This is a genomic window from Bacillus cereus group sp. BfR-BA-01380 (assembly GCF_022663535.1).
GTDB classification, from domain to species: domain Bacteria; phylum Bacillota; class Bacilli; order Bacillales; family Bacillaceae_G; genus Bacillus_A; species Bacillus_A cereus_BB.
In genome coordinates, this window is record NZ_JAKUFS010000016.1 from 103,406 (window position 1) to 120,555 (window position 17,150).

Genomic DNA, 17,150 nt, shown 5'->3' on the forward strand with positions numbered 1-17,150 from the left:
TAATCTTATTTTCCTGCTTGAATTTCTTCAATAACATCTAAAAACGCCTGCACTTGTTTTAATTGTCTAGCCGATTCACTTGTTAATAACCACGTTTCTCTCGTCAGTTGTACTGGAGTTTTATATGTCTTTTCCCTTACTTCCCTTAAAACAGTAGAGGGCAAAAGTGCATAACCAATACCATTTAAAACAAGTTGCTTACACGTTTCAATTTGATCGACAACAATCGTACGTCTAGGGGGATTAGAAAATAAACCATACCACCAATTTTGGATTTGTCCATAATATGTCGAGTCACTTTTAAATTGAATGAACGGTCTATTGGTATCTTTTAACATGGAAATATCCTTAATTTCCGTATCAACTAAATACAGCTCATCTTCAAATAATTGTTGTTTATACCCTTTATATTCTTGCGTCCCCCGCAAAATTGCAACATGAACATCACCTTCGTAAAAATGATTTTGCACTTCACTGCTCCAGCCTGTGAAGAGAGAAATCTTTACAGATGGATACTTTTGTACAAACATTTTTAAAACTGGCGGCAACCAATATTGTCCAATGACAGAGGCAACAGCAATCTTTAAAGTACCATATGTCTCTGTTTGAAAAGTTGCTAATTCGCTCTTAATTGCTTCCTCTCTTTGCAACATATCTTTAGCATAATTCGCCACCTTCTCGCCTTCTGGTGTAATCGTTAATCCTTTTTGAGAGCGAATAAAAAACTTCATCCCCCATTGTTTTTCCATCGATTGAAGCCTTTGACTAAGCGCTGGTTGTGATACAAATAAGCGCTCAGAAGCCTTTCGCATATTTAACTCTTGTGCTAAGATAACCATCATCTGAAAATCATCAATTTGCAATGTTTTCCCCTTCTTTCGTTACAACTGAACGATAAAAGCGACTTCTTCTTTCAGTTGAAGTCGCCTTTTCCAACATTATCGATTAAATCGTCTTACTGTTTTATTTAGTAATTTTAAAATTGCCCGACGTGTCAAAATCCCTTCAAAATATCCTTCATCGTTTTCAACACATACAAACGGATGATCAATCGTCACCTCTAGTGCTTTTGAAAATGAATCCTGTAACTTCAGACGTGGGATATCACCCTTCATTACACTTTCTACTTTCATATCCTCTAATTTTTCAAACTCAATACGCTCTAGCCCTAAAATACCGTCCAAAATCATTGCGGTACTTACTAATCCATGTAATTTGTACATTGAGTCTAATACTGGAATTGCCGAATAACCAGATTTCACCAAAACAAGTAAAGCATGCTCCAAACTATTTCCAATTTGAACGTGTGCTACTTTTTCCGATGAAATCATTAAATCTTTTACAAAAACTTGCTGAAACTCTTCTTTCGGAATGCTAATCATATCCATATCCCCCACTTTAACTCATTCTAACAAGTAGCAATTGTAAACCAATCGTAAAAAAACAATTCGTTCAAGTAATGCTCTACTTTTTCAATTCTATTTTTAGTTTATGACAACGTTTACATATTATTATTTGTCCTTATTTTCTTATATAAAATAAATAATCACAGTTCATTTTACCATAGAAACAAAAGAAAAGACCACCATTCTGGCAGCCTTAATATCCTTCATTTTTCAGACGAGCAAATAGGCTTGTAACTTGTTTATAATGAGCTATATCTGTTTTCTTTTGCCCGTTTTCGATATCAGAAAGTTCAACAGAAAGTATTTCACTCGCATAATTTTGCTGAAACAACACATCTAACAATAAGTTTTGTTCCTCTTTCGTTAAATCAATTTCTCTACTCATTTTCTCCTCCCCTTATTCAACCGTCCTTATTATTTATTATATAAAATATTCCCTTTATTTAATAGATTGAAAAATCAGTACAAAAATTATTTCGTGTACCGATTAGCATAACTAAACGCCGCATATGCATCCGGTTTAATTTTAGGGGTTAATCCCATTGCTGTAATTTTATTTGTCATATCTACAATAAACTCTCTCGTTAAACCATATTTTCCGATATCCAAATGAATCTCCATAACAAATTCAGCACCTTCTTCGCAGTATGGATAAAGAATATCCCACAGCTGTTGTATTCGATCAGGTGTAAATAAACAAGCAATCTCTTGACTAAATTGTGTTTCCAAATAAATTTTTTCTCGTAAACTCGGAGGCTTTCGCTTTATCGTTTGGTGGTATAAACACCCCCATGCCCCTTTTCCAACGCGATGCAAATGAATGGCTGTAATAAAACGTGTATTATTTTGATGTACTTGCGAATCTGTTCCAATTGACAATCGATACATATTACGTGGTGCACTTTGAATAAAATGACAAATTCTTGAGAATACAGCTTCAAAACTCATGTGTCGTTCTGATAAATTGTAAAATTGATATTCTCTGCCCATACAGTCACGTCCCTTCTCGTAGACAGACTTTCGCATTCTCATTGTATGGGACAGAGTAACAAAATATGTCTTGCTTACCCCTTGCTCGTTTCAATATTCCGGATTAAATATGTACAGAATGGACATTTGAAAATAACATTTTGATTAGATTGTGCTATTAACACATGTGTAATCTCTGATTGTCTATGACACTTTGGACACACAACAACAGGCATGTTTTCCATTTTTCTCACCCCCTGACGAATAGAATCCTACCTCAAAATAAAGTAAAAGCTTCCCATCAGTTCGTTTAAGAATGACCCTTTTGATGGAAGTTTCACTTTATAGAATGTGTTATCAGTGTAGGACCAGAGAGGGAATATTATTCAGCATATAAAGTGAAACTTCCATCAGTGGGGGTTTTTCATCTCCCGCCTATCTTCTTTAGAAAAACGGAAGTGGCTCGCCCAGAATGTGAGGGGGATGGAGCTTCTGACGTAGAGGTGTGTTTTTTACCTCGTAGGAAGAAGCGAATCCACCGAACATTCTAGCCACTGGAACTGGACAACGCTTTTCTCTGAATCTTGAGGTGTGGATCTTACTGCCCTCGAATAGCGGAATAAAAAAAGAAGGTGCCTTCATTCTGAGGCACCTTCTTTTTATGTATCAAGAAAGAATGTCGTAAATTTCGATTGCAACCATATCAATATTATCGAATTGATATACTTGTGGTTTTTCTCCTTGTTGATACACTTCTAGCTCGTACATATCGCTTTTATCAAAATATTTTACGCTACATTTGCGTTCACCGTTCACTTCAAAATAGCGTTGTGCTACTTCGCCGCTTTCAGCTTGTTCTTTTAGACTAACAAGACGAGTTAAAATTCCTTGGAGTAGAGACATAAAATCTCCCCTTTCTCTAATCTTCCTACGAATAGGTTTTGCAGCAATACTCATTCTATCCGTCATAACTGAAAAAATGTCCCACACCCTAGGATAATGGTTATGCGCAAGAAACTCAACTAAAATTTGTCGAAAAAACATACAAAAAGCCGAAATACACACTTCTATCACTTTTCTCCCATATTTAATAGAAAATACTTGACATCAAAGTTTTGAGAATCTAAAGGAAGATTGTGCATAGCCTTTCATAGAAAAAACATCTGTATGAATGAAAATTTGACTTTATTGCAGTTTTTTACATGCGAGAATATAATGAGAAGAAGTTAAAAGGAGGATTTACATGAAGAAAGTAGATGTATACACACAACCTGATTGTCCACCGTGTCAAATTATAAAAGAATTTTTAAAACATCATCATATTACTTTTACAGAATATGATGTCAAAAAAGATGCTGCTGCTCGCAATCGTCTCCTCTATGATTATGAGTCCTATTCTACTCCTACTGTTGTTGTAGACGGGGAAGTTGTAGCAGGATTTCAAATTGAAAAATTACAACAACTTTTAGAATTAGAACAATAAAAAAAGTGACAGTATATACGTCACTTTTTATTTGATCTACAAATGGCAAATTTTTTTCTTCCATACTTTAAGGACACCAAAATGGAGACGATAAAGTGAAACTTTAATCAGTGGGGGTTTTCTTCATCCCCCACTGATTATCAGCCCTCACCAATCGGGCTTTTACGAGCAGTTTATCTCCCGCCTAACTTCTTAAGAAAGGTGGAAGTGGCTCGTCCAGAATGTGAGGGGGATGGAGCTTCTGACGCAGAGGTGTTTTTTACCTCGTAGGAAGAAGCGAAGCCACCGAACATTCTAGCCACTGGAACTGGACAATGCTTCCGCTAAATTTTGAGGTGGGAGTATTACTGCCCACAAATAGCGGGATAAAATGAAACTCCTGTCATTTTTGGATGGCCCCTCAATAACAGGAAGTTTCCCTTTATTCCTTTTCGTATTTTTTAATTTCAGATAATAGCTGTTTATTTTCATGATACCCTGCCAATTTCCATTTATCACCATTTTTTTGCAGTGTAATAATTTGATACTCATCCGTTTTCATATTTCGTTCATACACGTATAACAAATTGTGCTCTTGATTGTATACAATTTTTGTTTTTGATGAAAAAGTAAATGGTACTTCTTTAGTAGGGAATAAATATTGAGCACTCCGTTTCACATCCTGATTATTTTCATCCGTAAAAACTTGAAGGAAGTTATCCGTGAAATAAGGAGATAATGTGTCATACATTTTATCCATTGATAGCCGCTTATCACGAATAGAAAACTGCGCTTCATATCCCTTTTGAATCGTTTCGAATATTTCATTTTGATCAATTTTTGTTTCTTCTTTTCCAAGAACCGTTGTCACACTTTGTCCAATTACAAATGCAACGAATAGAAATAGCACAATCCAAATCCCGTATTTCCTCATTTTCGCACCCTCCTTGTAAAAAGAGCTTATCCTTCTACTATTCATTGTAGCAATGATTATGCAATGAAAGAGTAGCTTTCGTTCGTAAAATGTTTACAACGATAGACAGCATTCTTATCATAGTTGTCACTATTACCAATTTATGATAAAAACAAACAAAAAAATGCACGAAATATTTCGTGCATTATAATAAAACATCTTCTTCATATAAAAATTCATAAGATAAGTCAATAAACAAATAATGCTCATCATCAATAGGAAACGAAAATGTCCGAACCAGTTCACCTGTCTCAAGATCCCCGTATAAATCAGACAATCTCCCCTTTTGCTCAAAGCGCAGCTTCATAATGTTTTCTAAAAAGTACGGACGCCAGCTCCAATTTTTCATATAATATTCTGGCATTAACACCCATTCTCCGTCTTTCTTCATAATATTTCCTGATTTTTGAAATCCATCTTCATTACAAATAAAAATGCGAAAGCTACAATGTGTCACTTGTTGACTAAAATTCATTAGCCATTTATTAAAATCTTCTATTTTTCTCTGCTTCGCTAATACATTTCCAACGTATTCTCGAAGCGTTTCTGTCAGTTCATAAACCTTCTGTAATTTTCGTTTTTCACGCTGAATAAATTGGTGACACTCATTGCCAAGGCGCTCTTTCAAAATGTCTTTATCAATAAAATTAGGCAAAGATTCTTTCAAATAATTCCCTTGGTAATATCTCCCGCCATTTTTCCATGCATATTGCAACTGATAGAATGCATCAATATCTTCATACAGTAATGTTGCTCCAATGCGTCTCGCCAAGAGTGATAATGAATACAAAATATCCTGGTACGATTGTAACAACGCCGTTTGACGTAAATTTGTTAAATCTACTTTTAAAATATCAGGAGTTAACATACTAATTCTTTCAAGATTACTTGTACCTGTTCCTACTTTGTTAATCGCAACTTGAATATCATATGTACGGTAATACATAAGTAAATGATTAAACTGTTCAATATCTTCTTTAAAATCGTGTTCTGTTATTTCTAATATAATATGATTTAAACGTAATCCTTTCTTCTCATACGTTAATAATAAATGCAGTAAACTTTCACTTTCATCACTCATCAATATATGCGCATTACGATGCACAAATAATAAAAATGATTGATCTGTTTCCAAGTAACGATCCAATGCTTTTCCTAAAATAACATTATCTACTTCAAGTTGAAATTCATATGGAATCGAATCATCGTGAAAAAATGAAGCAAGACTGTGAATCCCTTCTTCTGTTTGTATACGTCCTACTACTTCATATCCAATTACAGTATGTTCATCTGCACTAAAAATAGCTTGATAATAAGGAAGGACTTTATCCAAATTACTCATCACATCTAATGCATCTATCATAGTTCTCCCCCCCCTTTACTTTTCAAAGATTATAACACGTTATGTAGAAAAAATAATAAAAAAAATCCCTTCAGTTCTCCTGAAGGGATTAGAGGGGTAAAATGCTAAGGGGAATTAGCAATTCTACTATGAAGAAAAAAGAGAATTTAAATATACCTTATAAACATGTTTCTTGTAAAGGCCCTCTTTCTACGTGTCACAAATTTGTCACAAATAACCCCTCACTTAAAACGGATATTGATGCAAATGTTGACCACCATCCATTGTGATGCAAGCTCCATTTATGTACGCTGCTTCTTCAGAGCATAAATAAAAAGCAAGACCAGCAATTTCTTCTGGTGTACCAAGCCTGCCAAGTGGAACACTGTGTAATGTTCGCTTCGCTGCTTCTTCAGATATCCAAAGCTTATCTGCTCCCCCTGTACGTTCAATTGGCCCTGGTGCAATTGCATTCACACGAATTCCATATTTACGTCCCCACTCAACAGCAAGTGTTCTCGTCATTGCCAATACACCTGCTTTCGCTGCTGCAGAATGAATAACACCAGGACCTGCATCCCATGCATAAGTTGCAACCATATTAATAATTGTTCCTTTTATCCCTTTTTCAATCCAGTATTTACCGATAGCTTGACTACAATAAAATGTCCCGTTTAACACAATGCTAATAACTGCATTCCAACCATTTGGCGATAAATCTTCAGCAGGACAAAGAAAATTTCCCGCTGCATTATTTACAAGTACATCGATGCGCCCAAATTCTTTATCGATTTTTTCAATCATTCCTTTTATATCCTCAATATTACGCACATCCATTTGAACAGGTAATACTTGTCCTTCAAATTGCTCAATTTCTTTCTTTGTCTCTTCTAACTTTTCTAGTGTACGTCCTGTAATTACAACTCGCGCTCCTTCTTTTGCAAAACGAGTTGCCATTCCTTTTCCCATTCCACTTGAACCGCCTGTAATTACAACTACCTTTTCTTTCATAATTTCCCCTCCCTAAAATGAATACATATTCATTTTATCATTTTATTCGACGGAATTCTTTATAAATTTAAATTTTTCTGATATATTTTAATAAAATACACTATTAATTAAGGAAAGGAGAGAAGATACGCAGCGATTCATTCTAACGAATCACACCTTTCTACTATTATTATTTTCTATCATCTCGCTCATATAAATATGAATCAAATAACAAGAAGAAATTTTATAAAAAAAGGAATTCGCACACTATTGTATACTTGTATAACGACTGGTACAGGTTACTATTATGCAAAGTTTATAGAACCATCTCTTCTCTCTTTTACGTATCATACACTCCATTCCCCACTTATTCCATATGGGTTTAACGGTGTTAAAATCGTTCAATTTAGCGATTTACATTTAGGGTATTATTACTCATTGCAACAACTTTCTAAAGTAGTTGCAAAAATAAATGAAAAAAAACCCGACATCGTATTTTTTACCGGGGATTTAATCGACAATTATCAAACATATGAAGGTACTCCATTTGTCTCATCAATTTTACAAACGATTCATGCCCCGCTTGGTAAATTTGCCATTTTCGGTAATCACGATCATGGTGGGTACGGGACAGAATACTACGGTCATATCATGAAGCAATCCGGATTTGAAGTATTACAAAATGATGAAAAACGCATTCGTCTACTAGATGGAAGTGAAATTTCTATTTTCGGTATTGACGATATTATGCTTGGAAAACCTGACATACATGGTATTTTAAAACAAGCGCAAGATCATCTTTATACAATTGTCCTCGTACATGAACCCGATGTTGCACCATATATTGCGAATTTCCCTATTAATTTACAACTTTCTGGACATAGTCATGGTGGACAAGTACAACTCCCTTTCTTTGGCGCCATTATTACTCCTACATTTGCAAAGCATTATATTGAAGGTTTTTATCATATTAAGCAAAACTACGAGTTGTTATTGTATGTAAATCGAGGCATTGGAACAACGCGTGTGCCATTCCGATTTTTAGCAAAACCGGAAATTACACTCTTCACGTTACAATCGACATAATATAAGATTGTGTTTCGCCTATTTTCTACACCATTCTCTCTTGTACTCGCTCATCCACGCTATTTTCCCATATGATAACAATGAGTTCATTGAAGGAGGTTTTAACATGTATCCTCAATATCAGCCAATTCCATTCCGTTCAGCTCCATTTGGTCCAATCGGAGATTCACGATTTATCCCATTTTTCGGATTTCCTTTTTTAGCTGGGCTTGCAGGAGGTTTACTCGGCGGAGCATTGGCATTTGGGCCTAGACCATTTTGCGGACCGTATCCTTGCTACGGCCCTCCTTTTCCAACACCGTATTTTTACTAATGTAAGTAGAAAAAACTATGTAAAAAAGGCCTCAAATCGAGACCTTTTTTCTATGTATCTCTTATTCCATTACGTGCAAATAAATCCACTTTCATTTTTCAACATGTAAATCACCGCTATGCAGACTAAAAAATAACCTACTATCACTTTTTATCTTGCATTTGGTAGTAAAAATCCCTGCTCGCTGCTATGCAGAATCCAACCTGGCCGCTACTTGCTTTCTCCCTTTGTTTTAAACCTCGCATGTGGCAGGAAAAGGCCCTGACCGCTTCTATGCATGGCCAGATACTCTCGTCCGCCTAAAAGAAAAAGGGATTTTTATGTCGGTTTTTCAATTTATATTTATAGAGAATTCCAGTTTTACCTTATTCCTCTTCAGTATGTGTATATGCCATTTGAAAGAGCTGCACTTGACTTTCAATATTGTCTATACAATTCCTTACCACATAATGATATTCTCCACGTTCATTTTGTTCACGTGCTTTTACATTATCATCTAAAATAAGTTGTAAAACATCTTTAATTCGCGTTTTCATATCAATTCCTAAAATAGGAAATGATATTTCTACACGCTTTTCCATATTACGCGTCATCCAATCGGCTGAAGATAAAAATATTTTTTCCTCTCCATTATGGTGAAAATAATAAATACGACTATGTTCTAAATAACGACCTACCACACTAATAACGCGAATATTATCACTTACACCTAGTATTTGAGGACGCAAACAGCAAATTCCCCTCACAATGAGATCAATTTTTACACCAGCTTGCGATGCTTCGTATAATTTTTGAATAAGCGGTTTATCTGTTAAGGAATTCATTTTCGCTATAATATAGCCATTTCCATATTGTTTATGATAGCGAATCTCTTCGTCAATGAGTTCAATAAATTGCTGACGAATATCAAACGGGGCAACGGATAATTGATGAAAATGTGGTTTCATCGTATATCCGCTTAAATAGTTAAAAAAGTTTGTTGCATCAATTCCAAAATCTTTGCGTGATGTAACATATCCAAAGTCAGTATATAATTTCGCAGTTGCATCATTATAATTACCTGTGCCTAAATGAACAAATCGCTCAATTTTCCCATACTTCCGCCTTACAACAAGCGTAATTTTACTATGTGTTTTCAAATGGCTAACACCATAAATCACATGGCAACCTGCTTTTTCTAATTCTTTTGCCCATTGGACATTATTTTCTTCATCAAAACGAGCCTTTAATTCCACAAGTACTGTCACTTGCTTCCCGTTTTCTGCTGCTGTTTTTAAAGCTTGAATAACAGGTGAATCCCCGCTTACACGGTATAGTGTTTGTTTGATTGCTAATACATTTGGATCTTCAGCTGCGTCTGCTACAAAATCAATGACCGGATGAAATGACTCAAACGGATGATGTAATAGAATATCTTGTTCTAGCGCTTTTTCAAATATATCTTCTTCGTTATCTAAATCTTGAGGTGGCTGAGGAATAAATGCAGGATATATTAGATGATCATATGTAGGTGCTAACTTTTTATAGAGCGCAAATAAACATGTTAGATCAAGCGGGCCCTCAATCATATATACATCTTCATCTTTCACTTCTAACACTTCGTATAATAGAGACAATACTCTTTCATCTAAATTATCCGTCCCTACCTCTAAACGAACCGCCGCTCCCCATTTTCGTTTTTTTAATTCTTTCTCAATGACTTTCAATAGATCACGTGCGCCTTCCTCATGAATTGTTAAATCTGCATTACGCGTAATTCGGAAACGGGTAACAGAAGATACTGTGTATCCTGTAAATAATTTATGAGTAAAGTTACTAATCACGTCTTCTAAAAAAATAAATTTTTGCTTATTATCTTCATTGGGTAAAAAAATAAAGCGTTCTAATAGTGATGGAACTTGAACGATGCCAAGCTTTGTTCGATTTTCTTCTACTGTTTGTCTTTCATCATATAAAATAGCAGCTAAATTTAAACTTTTATTTAATAACATAGGAAATGGTCGATACGCATCAATTGCTACAGGTGTTAACACAGGGAAAATTTGCTCATCAAAATATTCTTCAATAAATTCTCGTTGTTCTTTCGTTAAATCATGAAAAGACAACTGTTCGATTCCTTCTTCCCGCATTGCAGGAAGTAAAACATTTTGATAAGTATCATACTGTACTTGCGTTAATTCATGTGCTTTGTATGAAATTTTTTCCAGTTGTTTTTTCGGCGTTAGTCCCGCTTTATTTTCCGGTTGATTAAATCCAGCTCTCACCTGATCTTTTAGTCCTGCAGCACGCACCATGAAAAATTCATCTAAATTTGAGCTGAAGATACTAATAAACTTTAATCTCTCTAGTAATGGATTACTGTCATCTTGTGCTTCTTGTAATACTCGTTCATTAAAGGCAAGCCAGCTTAATTCACGATTGTTATAATAAGCTGTATCATTCAAATTTATAAGACTATTTTTCATCACTTCCATATTCCCTTCACACTTCCCTCTAAAGCTTTCTCAATATAATTTAGTTATATTTATTTTAACAAATTTTTACTGGGAGAAATGTAAATTTTTTGTAAAGAAGTCCATACAACTTAACATTCTTCATTAAAACACAGATCAATGTTCACCTTTAAAATTTTCTCTATCTGCTTTTTCTGCTTTTCAGCTTGTACTTTTTCAGATAAAGCTGATTGCTTACAGCAAATATAAAAAGCAAGCCCACCTTCTCTTTTTACAATACGAACGGATTCAATAAGATTCCGATTGGTTACATTTAATGCTGCTGAAAATTGCAAAACCGATCCTAATAATCGTATTTTTCTTTGTTCGTCTTTTTCAAACCAACCCGCAAATGGTTCGATGCATTGTCTAAACAACAATTTCGATTTATAAGAAGCAATTAATGCTAATTTAATCCGTTCTTTATGCATCATGCCATCTATCGTTTTATTTGCTAATAAATAAAATGTATGTTGTCTACTTGACTCTTCATCAATATATTTTCCAATATTAAATACTTTTGCCGCTCTATGCAGTGCAGTCCAATCTTCTTGCTCGAAAGAAACAATCCCATTTTTTTCTAATCCCTTACAAATATTCGTAGCATTTTTCATAAGTTGTATCACAGCACCCATCTCCATCTCATATTCATGAGAAAGTAAGTGTAAGCTTTCTTCCACGACATTTGGATAATAAGTAATTCCAATTGGACTAACTAACTCTTCATAAAAAACTCCTTCGCGTAGTCCTTTTCTACTTAATACAAAGGACGGGGCTTCTATAATAGTTGTTAACATCTTAAACACTTCTACTGCCGGAATAATAGTATCTGCGCGATCTTTAGCAAGACCTTCTAACTTTTGCAATTCTATAAAGGGAAGCCTTACTAAATGTTCGTACACATATTCAATATCAGTTGGCTTCATCTTATATAAATGCAATCCAGAAATTGGATAAGAAATAAGATTTTGATGAATGTTCACCATATTACGTGCACTACCTCCAATTGCAATTAACGGTAATTTCTTACCTTTAAGCCATGGAAGGGATTGAAACTGATACCATAAATAGCTTCTTAATTCTTCAAGCTCTTCTGAAGTTGGTGTATCATAACGAAGAAATTGTTGTTTTAACGACAGCGCTCCGAACGGAAAACTATGATAGTTTACCATTTCTCGATTTTGAAAATACGTAACTTCTGTACTTCCGCCTCCAATATCAACGGTAATCCCTTCCGTGAAAGAGGTAGAGTTTGTAACAGCTATATATCCATACCGCGCTTCTTCATATTCTGACAATACTCGAAGCTTAAAATCAGTGTACTCTTCAACAAGACATTTAATTTCCATTTGATTTTTAGCCTGCCGAACTGTTGCCGTTGCTACGCACAATACTTTATGTAATTGATGAAATCGAGTACTTTCTTGAAATTGTAATAAAGTATGTAATAATATATGAATCCCTTCTTCGCTCAGGGAACCATCTACTAAATAATTCCGTAAGCGAGCAGCTACCTTTGTATTTTCAATTTCTTTGTAAAAGCCACCACTTTGTTTTTCATAAATAACTAATCTCATTGTGTTCGATCCGATATCAATAATTCCATATTGGTTTTTCAACGCTCTCGTCATCCTTTTCTTCGTATGATTATATCGTTATTTAAAATTACAAAACTCATCCACCATAACATAAGAGTACCTATATTAATTAATAAAGATCCTTCCCAGTTTTTTCACTCCATTAAATACAAGTATTGACTTACTAAAAAAAGATATAACTATATAAATCCATGTTGATGTTTCATCATATAAGTCAATGCTATGCAAAACAAAATATACTGCTACTTGCTTTCTCCCTTTGTTTTAATCCTTGCGTGTGGCAGGAAAAGGCCCTGATCACTTCTATGCATGACCAGATGCTCTTGCTCATCCAAAAGGAAAGAGGGTTTTTATGTCGTTTTTATGTCGTTTTTCCAATTTGTATTTATATATTATACAAAATAGTTGTTTTTTGTCACAACATTGCTTTAGTATGAAAATACATATATTAGCTTTCTACATAGAATAATTGCTAACTTTTATTGAATTATGATAATGTAGACAAGAAAGGAGTGCTAAGATGAATTCTTCACAATCCCAGTCTCGTTCCTATAATCAATTTTCAGTTCATCAACTTGCTGAAGCGATTTTCAGTGTCAACCGACATGCAAAATCTGCTACAAATCCGAAATATTTATATTGGTTAAAAAAAACAGCTTTAGAACGATTAATTACAGAAAAACAAGCTACGAAAGAAGGTTTACATTTTTCCAAAAACCCACGCTTTAGCCAGCAACAATCTGACGTTCTTGTCCGAGCAGGTAATTATTACTTCCATATTCCTCCTACGAAAGACGATTTTCGCAACCTTCCACACCTCGGCAACCTCGATTGTGCATATCGTAACCCAAAAACACATCTGTCCTTAACCTCTGCTAAACAAATGCTCCAGCAGTATATTGGAAAAGAGGCATTTCAACAAGAAAAAAAGTTAAGCGAACCAACGCCTTGGTATCGTCGTACTTATACAAAAAAATAAAGAAGCTTTGGCCGTTTCGGCCAAAGCTTCTTTATTTTTTATCTTCTTTTATTTTAATGTTTGCTTGCTTATAGAAAGATAGTTTTTCTTGATTATACTGTTTTGTATATTCATTAAATTTATTTTTCGGAGACTCAATCTCTTGATAAGATTGATTTACACCTTTTACTTTTTCACTAATTGCTTTTAATTTTTCATCTTTCGCTTGCAACATCGTATATAATTCTTTTTCTAGTTTTAATGATTTTTTATAGTTATCATACATCTTTTTAAAAGCATCATAACGGCCTTTATATGCATCTTGGACTTTCTTTGCTTGTTCTTGTAACTTTTTATCTTCAAGTCCCTTTACATATTTATCCACATTTTTTGTTTCTTCTTGCGCTTTATCTAACGTTTCTTTTTCTTTATCTAACACTTTTTCACGATCAGTAACGCTTTTTACAGCTTGATCTAACTTCTCTTTTACCACTTGATTGTTATCTTTTCCGTCTTTTACAATCTGGCTATATAATTCTTGCCCTTGCTTTTCTAATGTTTCTAATGTTTTCGCATCTTCAAAGATTGTTTTTTCTTTTTTTGCAGCATTCTCAAATGCTACGTATAACTCTTCTTCTGGTTTAGGGCCAAAGCAACCTGCAAGTAAACTCATTGATATAGCTGCTACTAGTGCTACTTTTTTATATTTCAATTTCAATTCCTCCTATTTTATATGCGATTATCATGCCAGAAATTTAATGGAAAATGATTTGCTTCATCGTATACCTCAAATTCATATCCTTTTTTACGAAGATCATCAATGATTGTTTGCAAAGCTTCCACTGTTTGCTTCTTTTCATGCATTAAAACGACTTCTCTCTCTTTATTAACGTGAGAAACAACATTTTGAATGACCCCATTAGGATTTCCTGGTAATTTCCAATCTAAAGAATCAACAGTCCAATCCCATTCTTTCATACCAACAGAAGTCATTTGATCACGCAACGCTTGAGTAAGTCCCGGCATACTTCCATATGGACAACGAACAAGGCTCGAATGAATACCTGTTACGTCTTTCATAATATCTTGAGCTTGTTTCATTTCCTCAACAAATTTACCTTCTTTATACAGTTTGTTATAATTATGCGTCATACTATGAACACCTGGATAATGACCCTCTTTTACTAGACGCTTTACACTATCCTTATGAGCTGGAATATTTCCACCAATCATAAAGAATGTTCCCTTTATGTTATTCTTTTTTAAAGTATCTAAAATTTCCTTTTGAAATTCACTTGGACCATCATCAAATGTTAAGTATACTATTTTACGCATTTGACCGTTATATTTTTCTGGTACTTCTTTTCTCAGTTCTACTTTTGACTGTTCACTGGCAAGCTGAACAGTATTTTCTTGATTCGCAACTGCTCTTGCAGGAGAAGTAATGGATTGAAACATAAAAAAACCTGCTGCTACAGTACAAATTACAATACTAGCAATACCCAACCGCTTAATTAGTGTAGAGCGACGGTTCGTAACGTCTACCATTCTATCATTTCCTTTCTATTTTTCTATACATCGGTACTTGTTTTATTTTACACAGTCTAAAAGAATCGACGCAATAATAAATTCCGATTATTTTCCAAATCTCTTCAAAAGGAAAAGTGTAGAGATCTTTCCAACTCTACACTTTTAATGAGAAATCATTGTGCAAAATGTACTGATACGTCCATCGTTTATTATATGATGATTAACTACTTTTTTAAAGGGGGTTGTTACAAAATACACAATATCTTGTAACAAAACTGCAAAAAATGTTTCTAAATAATAATGTTTTAATTCTACTTTTTGTATATCTCTATTTTGATATAACCTCGTTTACGCTAGTTCTAACAGTTCTTCAAGTGAAGTCCCTTTTAATGGGGATATTGCTCTTGTAGACATAAATGTGATGTGTACAATATCATCTTATAACACTTTTGTTACATTTTTAGCGATTCGATTCATTCATACCGATTGTCAATGTGTCCTCTTTTTTATTTACCTTATACTTCGGATACAACAATAACTATTTAGGAAAAAAGAAATACACCCTCCTCTAACGAAGGGACACTTTAACGAAAGAGATTTTTAGGTCGTTTTTTTAATTTGTATTTATACATAAATTCATTTTCAGTAGATTCCTTAATTCTTTTTTATCAGCAGAACCTCTTTTGTTTGCAATGGTCCATACACTTGGTGATTATGTTGGAATGTATACGTAGCCTGAAGAGGCAAAGAAGGTGATATACTGTTACGCTCAGCTTTTACGTGCCATACTAAACGTGCTTTTTCTTTCGGTAATAAGTTATCAATGCGCCAACGAACAAGTCGAAAAAGAAATTCATTTTCCCCATTATCGGATGTTAAAGTATCTGGAACATACGACAACTGATCTCTAATCATATGACTGACAAATATGTGAGAAACAGCCTCTTCTCCTTGATTATCTACTTCAATTTGAAGCGCAATGATATCTTGAATTCCATAATAAACAGTGTTTGAAAACGAAGAGTGTTGTTTCACATCGCACACCGTAAGCGTTACTTCGATACGAGGAATGTATTGCTTATAAGCTAAATCTTTGTCAATACTCCCTGACCATAAAGCAGGTTGTATACTCAAAGTAAACTTATTTCGATTTTCTAACTCCCCGCGATATCTCACCATACAAATTCACCCCATTCTCATATTGAATGTATAACTTTCTTACTTCTACTTCTTCCATGAACAGCCCGCGACAAAAATTTATCCCGCTATTCGTGGGCAGTAATACTCCCACCTCAAAATTCGGCGAAGACATTGTCCAGCTCTAGCGGCTAGAATCTCCGGCCGTTTCACCCCCTCAGACGAGGCGAAAAGCGCCTCTCTGTCAGGGGCGTGGGCGTCCTGCGATTCTGAACGAGCCGCTTCCGCTTTTCTTAAGAAGTTAGGTGGGGGATGAAGAAAACCCCCACTGATTAAAGTTTCACTTTATCCTTTTTGTATTCTTTACTTTATATAGTATTCGATAAACAAAAGAAAAAATCATTCAAAAAAAGCTGCACATCATATACAGCTTTTTCTTGTATTCATTTAGTCTCTACTAACTATGAAAACTCTCTTATTGATGAAAGTTTATCTTTGTCTGCCGTTTTTCATTCTATATAAATCCATTTTCATTTTTCGACATCTTTGTCTAGCTCTGAGCGAGCCGCTTCCGCTTTTCTTTATGATCCAGCTCCAGCGGCTAGAACAGTTGGTGGCTTCGCGTCTTCCACTGAGACAAAAAGCGCCTCTATGTCAGAAGCTCCATCCCCCTCTTGTTCTGAGCGAGCCGCTTCCGCCTTTCTTTATAAGTCACTGCTATGCAGAATAAAAAATGACCTTCACTCGCTTTTTCATTTTGTTTTAAACCTTGCATGTGGCAGGAAAAGGCCCTGACCGCTTTAAAGTGTACCCTTTGTAAAGGACATTTTTAAAAAAGCCTAGGCAGTTTTAAGAAGGTGATCCCTAAATTGAATAGGGCTCATCTTTTTTAAA

18 protein-coding genes are annotated in these 17,150 nt (G+C 34.7%); 4 read left to right on the forward strand and 14 right to left on the reverse strand.

Annotated features, from left to right (window positions below):
- Positions 1–5: 5 nt before the first annotated feature.
- From MR076_RS15815 to MR076_RS15840, 6 genes are all read right to left on the reverse strand, one after another.
- Positions 6–842, reverse strand: coding sequence for a LysR family transcriptional regulator (locus MR076_RS15815; RefSeq protein ID WP_277928505.1), 837 nt, complete (start codon positions 840–842; stop codon positions 6–8).
- A 96-nt stretch (positions 843–938) separates the two neighbouring features.
- Entirely contained in the window at positions 939–1,382 is a 444-nt protein-coding gene (gene cbpB, locus MR076_RS15820; RefSeq protein ID WP_242222170.1) for a cyclic-di-AMP-binding protein CbpB, read from the reverse strand.
- A gap of 217 nt (positions 1,383–1,599) precedes the next feature.
- Positions 1,600–1,791 (reverse strand): antirepressor AbbA, encoded by a 192-nt coding sequence (gene abbA, locus MR076_RS15825; RefSeq protein ID WP_242222171.1) that lies wholly within the window; start codon positions 1,789–1,791, stop codon positions 1,600–1,602.
- Positions 1,792–1,877: 86 nt separating this feature from the next.
- On the reverse strand, positions 1,878–2,396 hold the full coding sequence (locus MR076_RS15830) for a ribonuclease H-like YkuK family protein (protein ID WP_242222172.1): 519 nt from the start codon (positions 2,394–2,396) through the stop codon (positions 1,878–1,880).
- 74 nt (positions 2,397–2,470) lie between these two features.
- Positions 2,471–2,620 carry a hypothetical protein gene (locus tag MR076_RS15835; protein ID WP_242222173.1) on the reverse strand — a complete coding sequence of 50 codons (150 nt, stop codon included), beginning with the start codon at positions 2,618–2,620 and terminating at the stop codon, positions 2,471–2,473.
- Between the two features lie 421 nt (positions 2,621–3,041).
- Positions 3,042–3,278: a YkuJ family protein gene (locus MR076_RS15840; protein ID WP_020059327.1), complete on the reverse strand. Its 237-nt coding sequence runs from the start codon at positions 3,276–3,278 to the stop codon at positions 3,042–3,044.
- A gap of 340 nt (positions 3,279–3,618) precedes the next feature.
- Between MR076_RS15840 and MR076_RS15845 the strand changes: the two genes are divergently transcribed.
- Positions 3,619–3,858: a glutaredoxin domain-containing protein gene (locus MR076_RS15845; protein ID WP_242222174.1), complete on the forward strand. Its 240-nt coding sequence runs from the start codon at positions 3,619–3,621 to the stop codon at positions 3,856–3,858.
- 421 nt (positions 3,859–4,279) lie between these two features.
- Here the strand turns inward: MR076_RS15845 and MR076_RS15850 are convergent, their stop codons facing one another.
- The 3 genes from MR076_RS15850 to fadH all read right to left on the reverse strand — a co-directional run bounded on the left by MR076_RS15850 (position 4,280) and on the right by fadH (position 7,163).
- A complete protein-coding gene (locus MR076_RS15850) occupies positions 4,280–4,771 on the reverse strand; it encodes a DUF3993 domain-containing protein (RefSeq protein WP_242222175.1) in 492 nt (163 codons plus the stop codon).
- Between the two features lie 184 nt (positions 4,772–4,955).
- Positions 4,956–6,173, reverse strand: a complete 1,218-nt coding sequence (locus MR076_RS15855) for an EAL domain-containing protein (protein ID WP_242222176.1) — start codon at positions 6,171–6,173, stop codon at positions 4,956–4,958.
- Between the two features lie 225 nt (positions 6,174–6,398).
- Positions 6,399–7,163, reverse strand: a complete 765-nt coding sequence (gene fadH / locus MR076_RS15860) for a 2,4-dienoyl-CoA reductase (protein WP_242222177.1) — start codon at positions 7,161–7,163, stop codon at positions 6,399–6,401.
- Positions 7,164–7,361: 198 nt separating this feature from the next.
- Between fadH and MR076_RS15865 the strand changes: the two genes are divergently transcribed.
- Together MR076_RS15865 and MR076_RS15870 are read left to right on the forward strand one after the other, a co-directional pair.
- The gene (locus MR076_RS15865; RefSeq protein WP_242222178.1) at positions 7,362–8,228 is read left to right on the forward strand and encodes a metallophosphoesterase; all 867 of its coding nucleotides are present in this window, start codon (positions 7,362–7,364) and stop codon (positions 8,226–8,228) included.
- A 106-nt stretch (positions 8,229–8,334) separates the two neighbouring features.
- Positions 8,335–8,541: a hypothetical protein gene (locus MR076_RS15870; RefSeq protein ID WP_242222179.1), complete on the forward strand. Its 207-nt coding sequence runs from the start codon at positions 8,335–8,337 to the stop codon at positions 8,539–8,541.
- 365 nt (positions 8,542–8,906) lie between these two features.
- Here MR076_RS15870 and MR076_RS15875 read toward each other — a convergent pair whose 3' ends face one another.
- Positions 8,907–11,015: an RNA degradosome polyphosphate kinase gene (locus MR076_RS15875; RefSeq protein ID WP_242222180.1), complete on the reverse strand. Its 2,109-nt coding sequence runs from the start codon at positions 11,013–11,015 to the stop codon at positions 8,907–8,909.
- Positions 11,016–11,125: 110 nt separating this feature from the next.
- Positions 11,126–12,664, reverse strand: coding sequence for a Ppx/GppA family phosphatase (locus MR076_RS15880; RefSeq protein WP_242222181.1), 1,539 nt, complete (start codon positions 12,662–12,664; stop codon positions 11,126–11,128).
- Positions 12,665–13,151: 487 nt separating this feature from the next.
- On the opposite strand from MR076_RS15880, the gene MR076_RS15885 reads away from it, so the two are divergent.
- Complete coding sequence (locus tag MR076_RS15885) at positions 13,152–13,610, forward strand: YkyB family protein (protein ID WP_242222182.1); 459 nt, start codon at positions 13,152–13,154, stop codon at positions 13,608–13,610.
- Between the two features lie 31 nt (positions 13,611–13,641).
- On the opposite strand, the gene MR076_RS15890 is transcribed toward MR076_RS15885, so the two are convergent.
- The 3 genes from MR076_RS15890 to MR076_RS15900 form a co-directional block, all read right to left on the reverse strand.
- The gene (locus tag MR076_RS15890) at positions 13,642–14,262 is read right to left on the reverse strand and encodes a YkyA family protein (RefSeq protein ID WP_242222187.1); all 621 of its coding nucleotides are present in this window, start codon (positions 14,260–14,262) and stop codon (positions 13,642–13,644) included.
- A 56-nt stretch (positions 14,263–14,318) separates the two neighbouring features.
- A complete protein-coding gene (locus tag MR076_RS15895) occupies positions 14,319–15,137 on the reverse strand; it encodes a peptidoglycan-N-acetylglucosamine deacetylase (protein ID WP_242222183.1) in 819 nt (272 codons plus the stop codon).
- A gap of 636 nt (positions 15,138–15,773) precedes the next feature.
- Complete coding sequence (locus MR076_RS15900; protein ID WP_242222184.1) at positions 15,774–16,298, reverse strand: hypothetical protein; 525 nt, start codon at positions 16,296–16,298, stop codon at positions 15,774–15,776.
- Between the last annotated feature and the right edge of the window lie 852 nt (positions 16,299–17,150).

What these genes read in the sequence shown, in the direction of transcription:
- MR076_RS15815 (WP_277928505.1), bottom strand. Translation starts at nt 842, where the DNA reads ATGATGGTTATCTTAGCACAAGAGTTAAATATGCGAAAGGCTTCTGAG.
- cbpB (WP_242222170.1), bottom strand. Translation starts at nt 1,382, where the DNA reads ATGATTAGCATTCCGAAAGAAGAGTTTCAGCAAGTTTTTGTAAAAGAT.
- abbA (WP_242222171.1), bottom strand. Translation starts at nt 1,791, where the DNA reads ATGAGTAGAGAAATTGATTTAACGAAAGAGGAACAAAACTTATTGTTA.
- MR076_RS15830 (WP_242222172.1), bottom strand. Translation starts at nt 2,396, where the DNA reads ATGGGCAGAGAATATCAATTTTACAATTTATCAGAACGACACATGAGT.
- MR076_RS15835 (WP_242222173.1), bottom strand. Translation starts at nt 2,620, where the DNA reads ATGGAAAACATGCCTGTTGTTGTGTGTCCAAAGTGTCATAGACAATCA.
- MR076_RS15840 (WP_020059327.1), bottom strand. Translation starts at nt 3,278, where the DNA reads ATGTCTCTACTCCAAGGAATTTTAACTCGTCTTGTTAGTCTAAAAGAA.
- MR076_RS15845 (WP_242222174.1), top strand. Translation starts at nt 3,619, where the DNA reads ATGAAGAAAGTAGATGTATACACACAACCTGATTGTCCACCGTGTCAA.
- MR076_RS15850 (WP_242222175.1), bottom strand. Translation starts at nt 4,771, where the DNA reads ATGAGGAAATACGGGATTTGGATTGTGCTATTTCTATTCGTTGCATTT.
- MR076_RS15855 (WP_242222176.1), bottom strand. Translation starts at nt 6,173, where the DNA reads ATGATAGATGCATTAGATGTGATGAGTAATTTGGATAAAGTCCTTCCT.
- fadH (WP_242222177.1), bottom strand. Translation starts at nt 7,163, where the DNA reads ATGAAAGAAAAGGTAGTTGTAATTACAGGCGGTTCAAGTGGAATGGGA.
- MR076_RS15865 (WP_242222178.1), top strand. Translation starts at nt 7,362, where the DNA reads ATGAATCAAATAACAAGAAGAAATTTTATAAAAAAAGGAATTCGCACA.
- MR076_RS15870 (WP_242222179.1), top strand. Translation starts at nt 8,335, where the DNA reads ATGTATCCTCAATATCAGCCAATTCCATTCCGTTCAGCTCCATTTGGT.
- MR076_RS15875 (WP_242222180.1), bottom strand. Translation starts at nt 11,015, where the DNA reads ATGGAAGTGATGAAAAATAGTCTTATAAATTTGAATGATACAGCTTAT.
- MR076_RS15880 (WP_242222181.1), bottom strand. Translation starts at nt 12,664, where the DNA reads ATGACGAGAGCGTTGAAAAACCAATATGGAATTATTGATATCGGATCG.
- MR076_RS15885 (WP_242222182.1), top strand. Translation starts at nt 13,152, where the DNA reads ATGAATTCTTCACAATCCCAGTCTCGTTCCTATAATCAATTTTCAGTT.
- MR076_RS15890 (WP_242222187.1), bottom strand. Translation starts at nt 14,262, where the DNA reads ATGAGTTTACTTGCAGGTTGCTTTGGCCCTAAACCAGAAGAAGAGTTA.
- MR076_RS15895 (WP_242222183.1), bottom strand. Translation starts at nt 15,137, where the DNA reads ATGGTAGACGTTACGAACCGTCGCTCTACACTAATTAAGCGGTTGGGT.
- MR076_RS15900 (WP_242222184.1), bottom strand. Translation starts at nt 16,298, where the DNA reads ATGGTGAGATATCGCGGGGAGTTAGAAAATCGAAATAAGTTTACTTTG.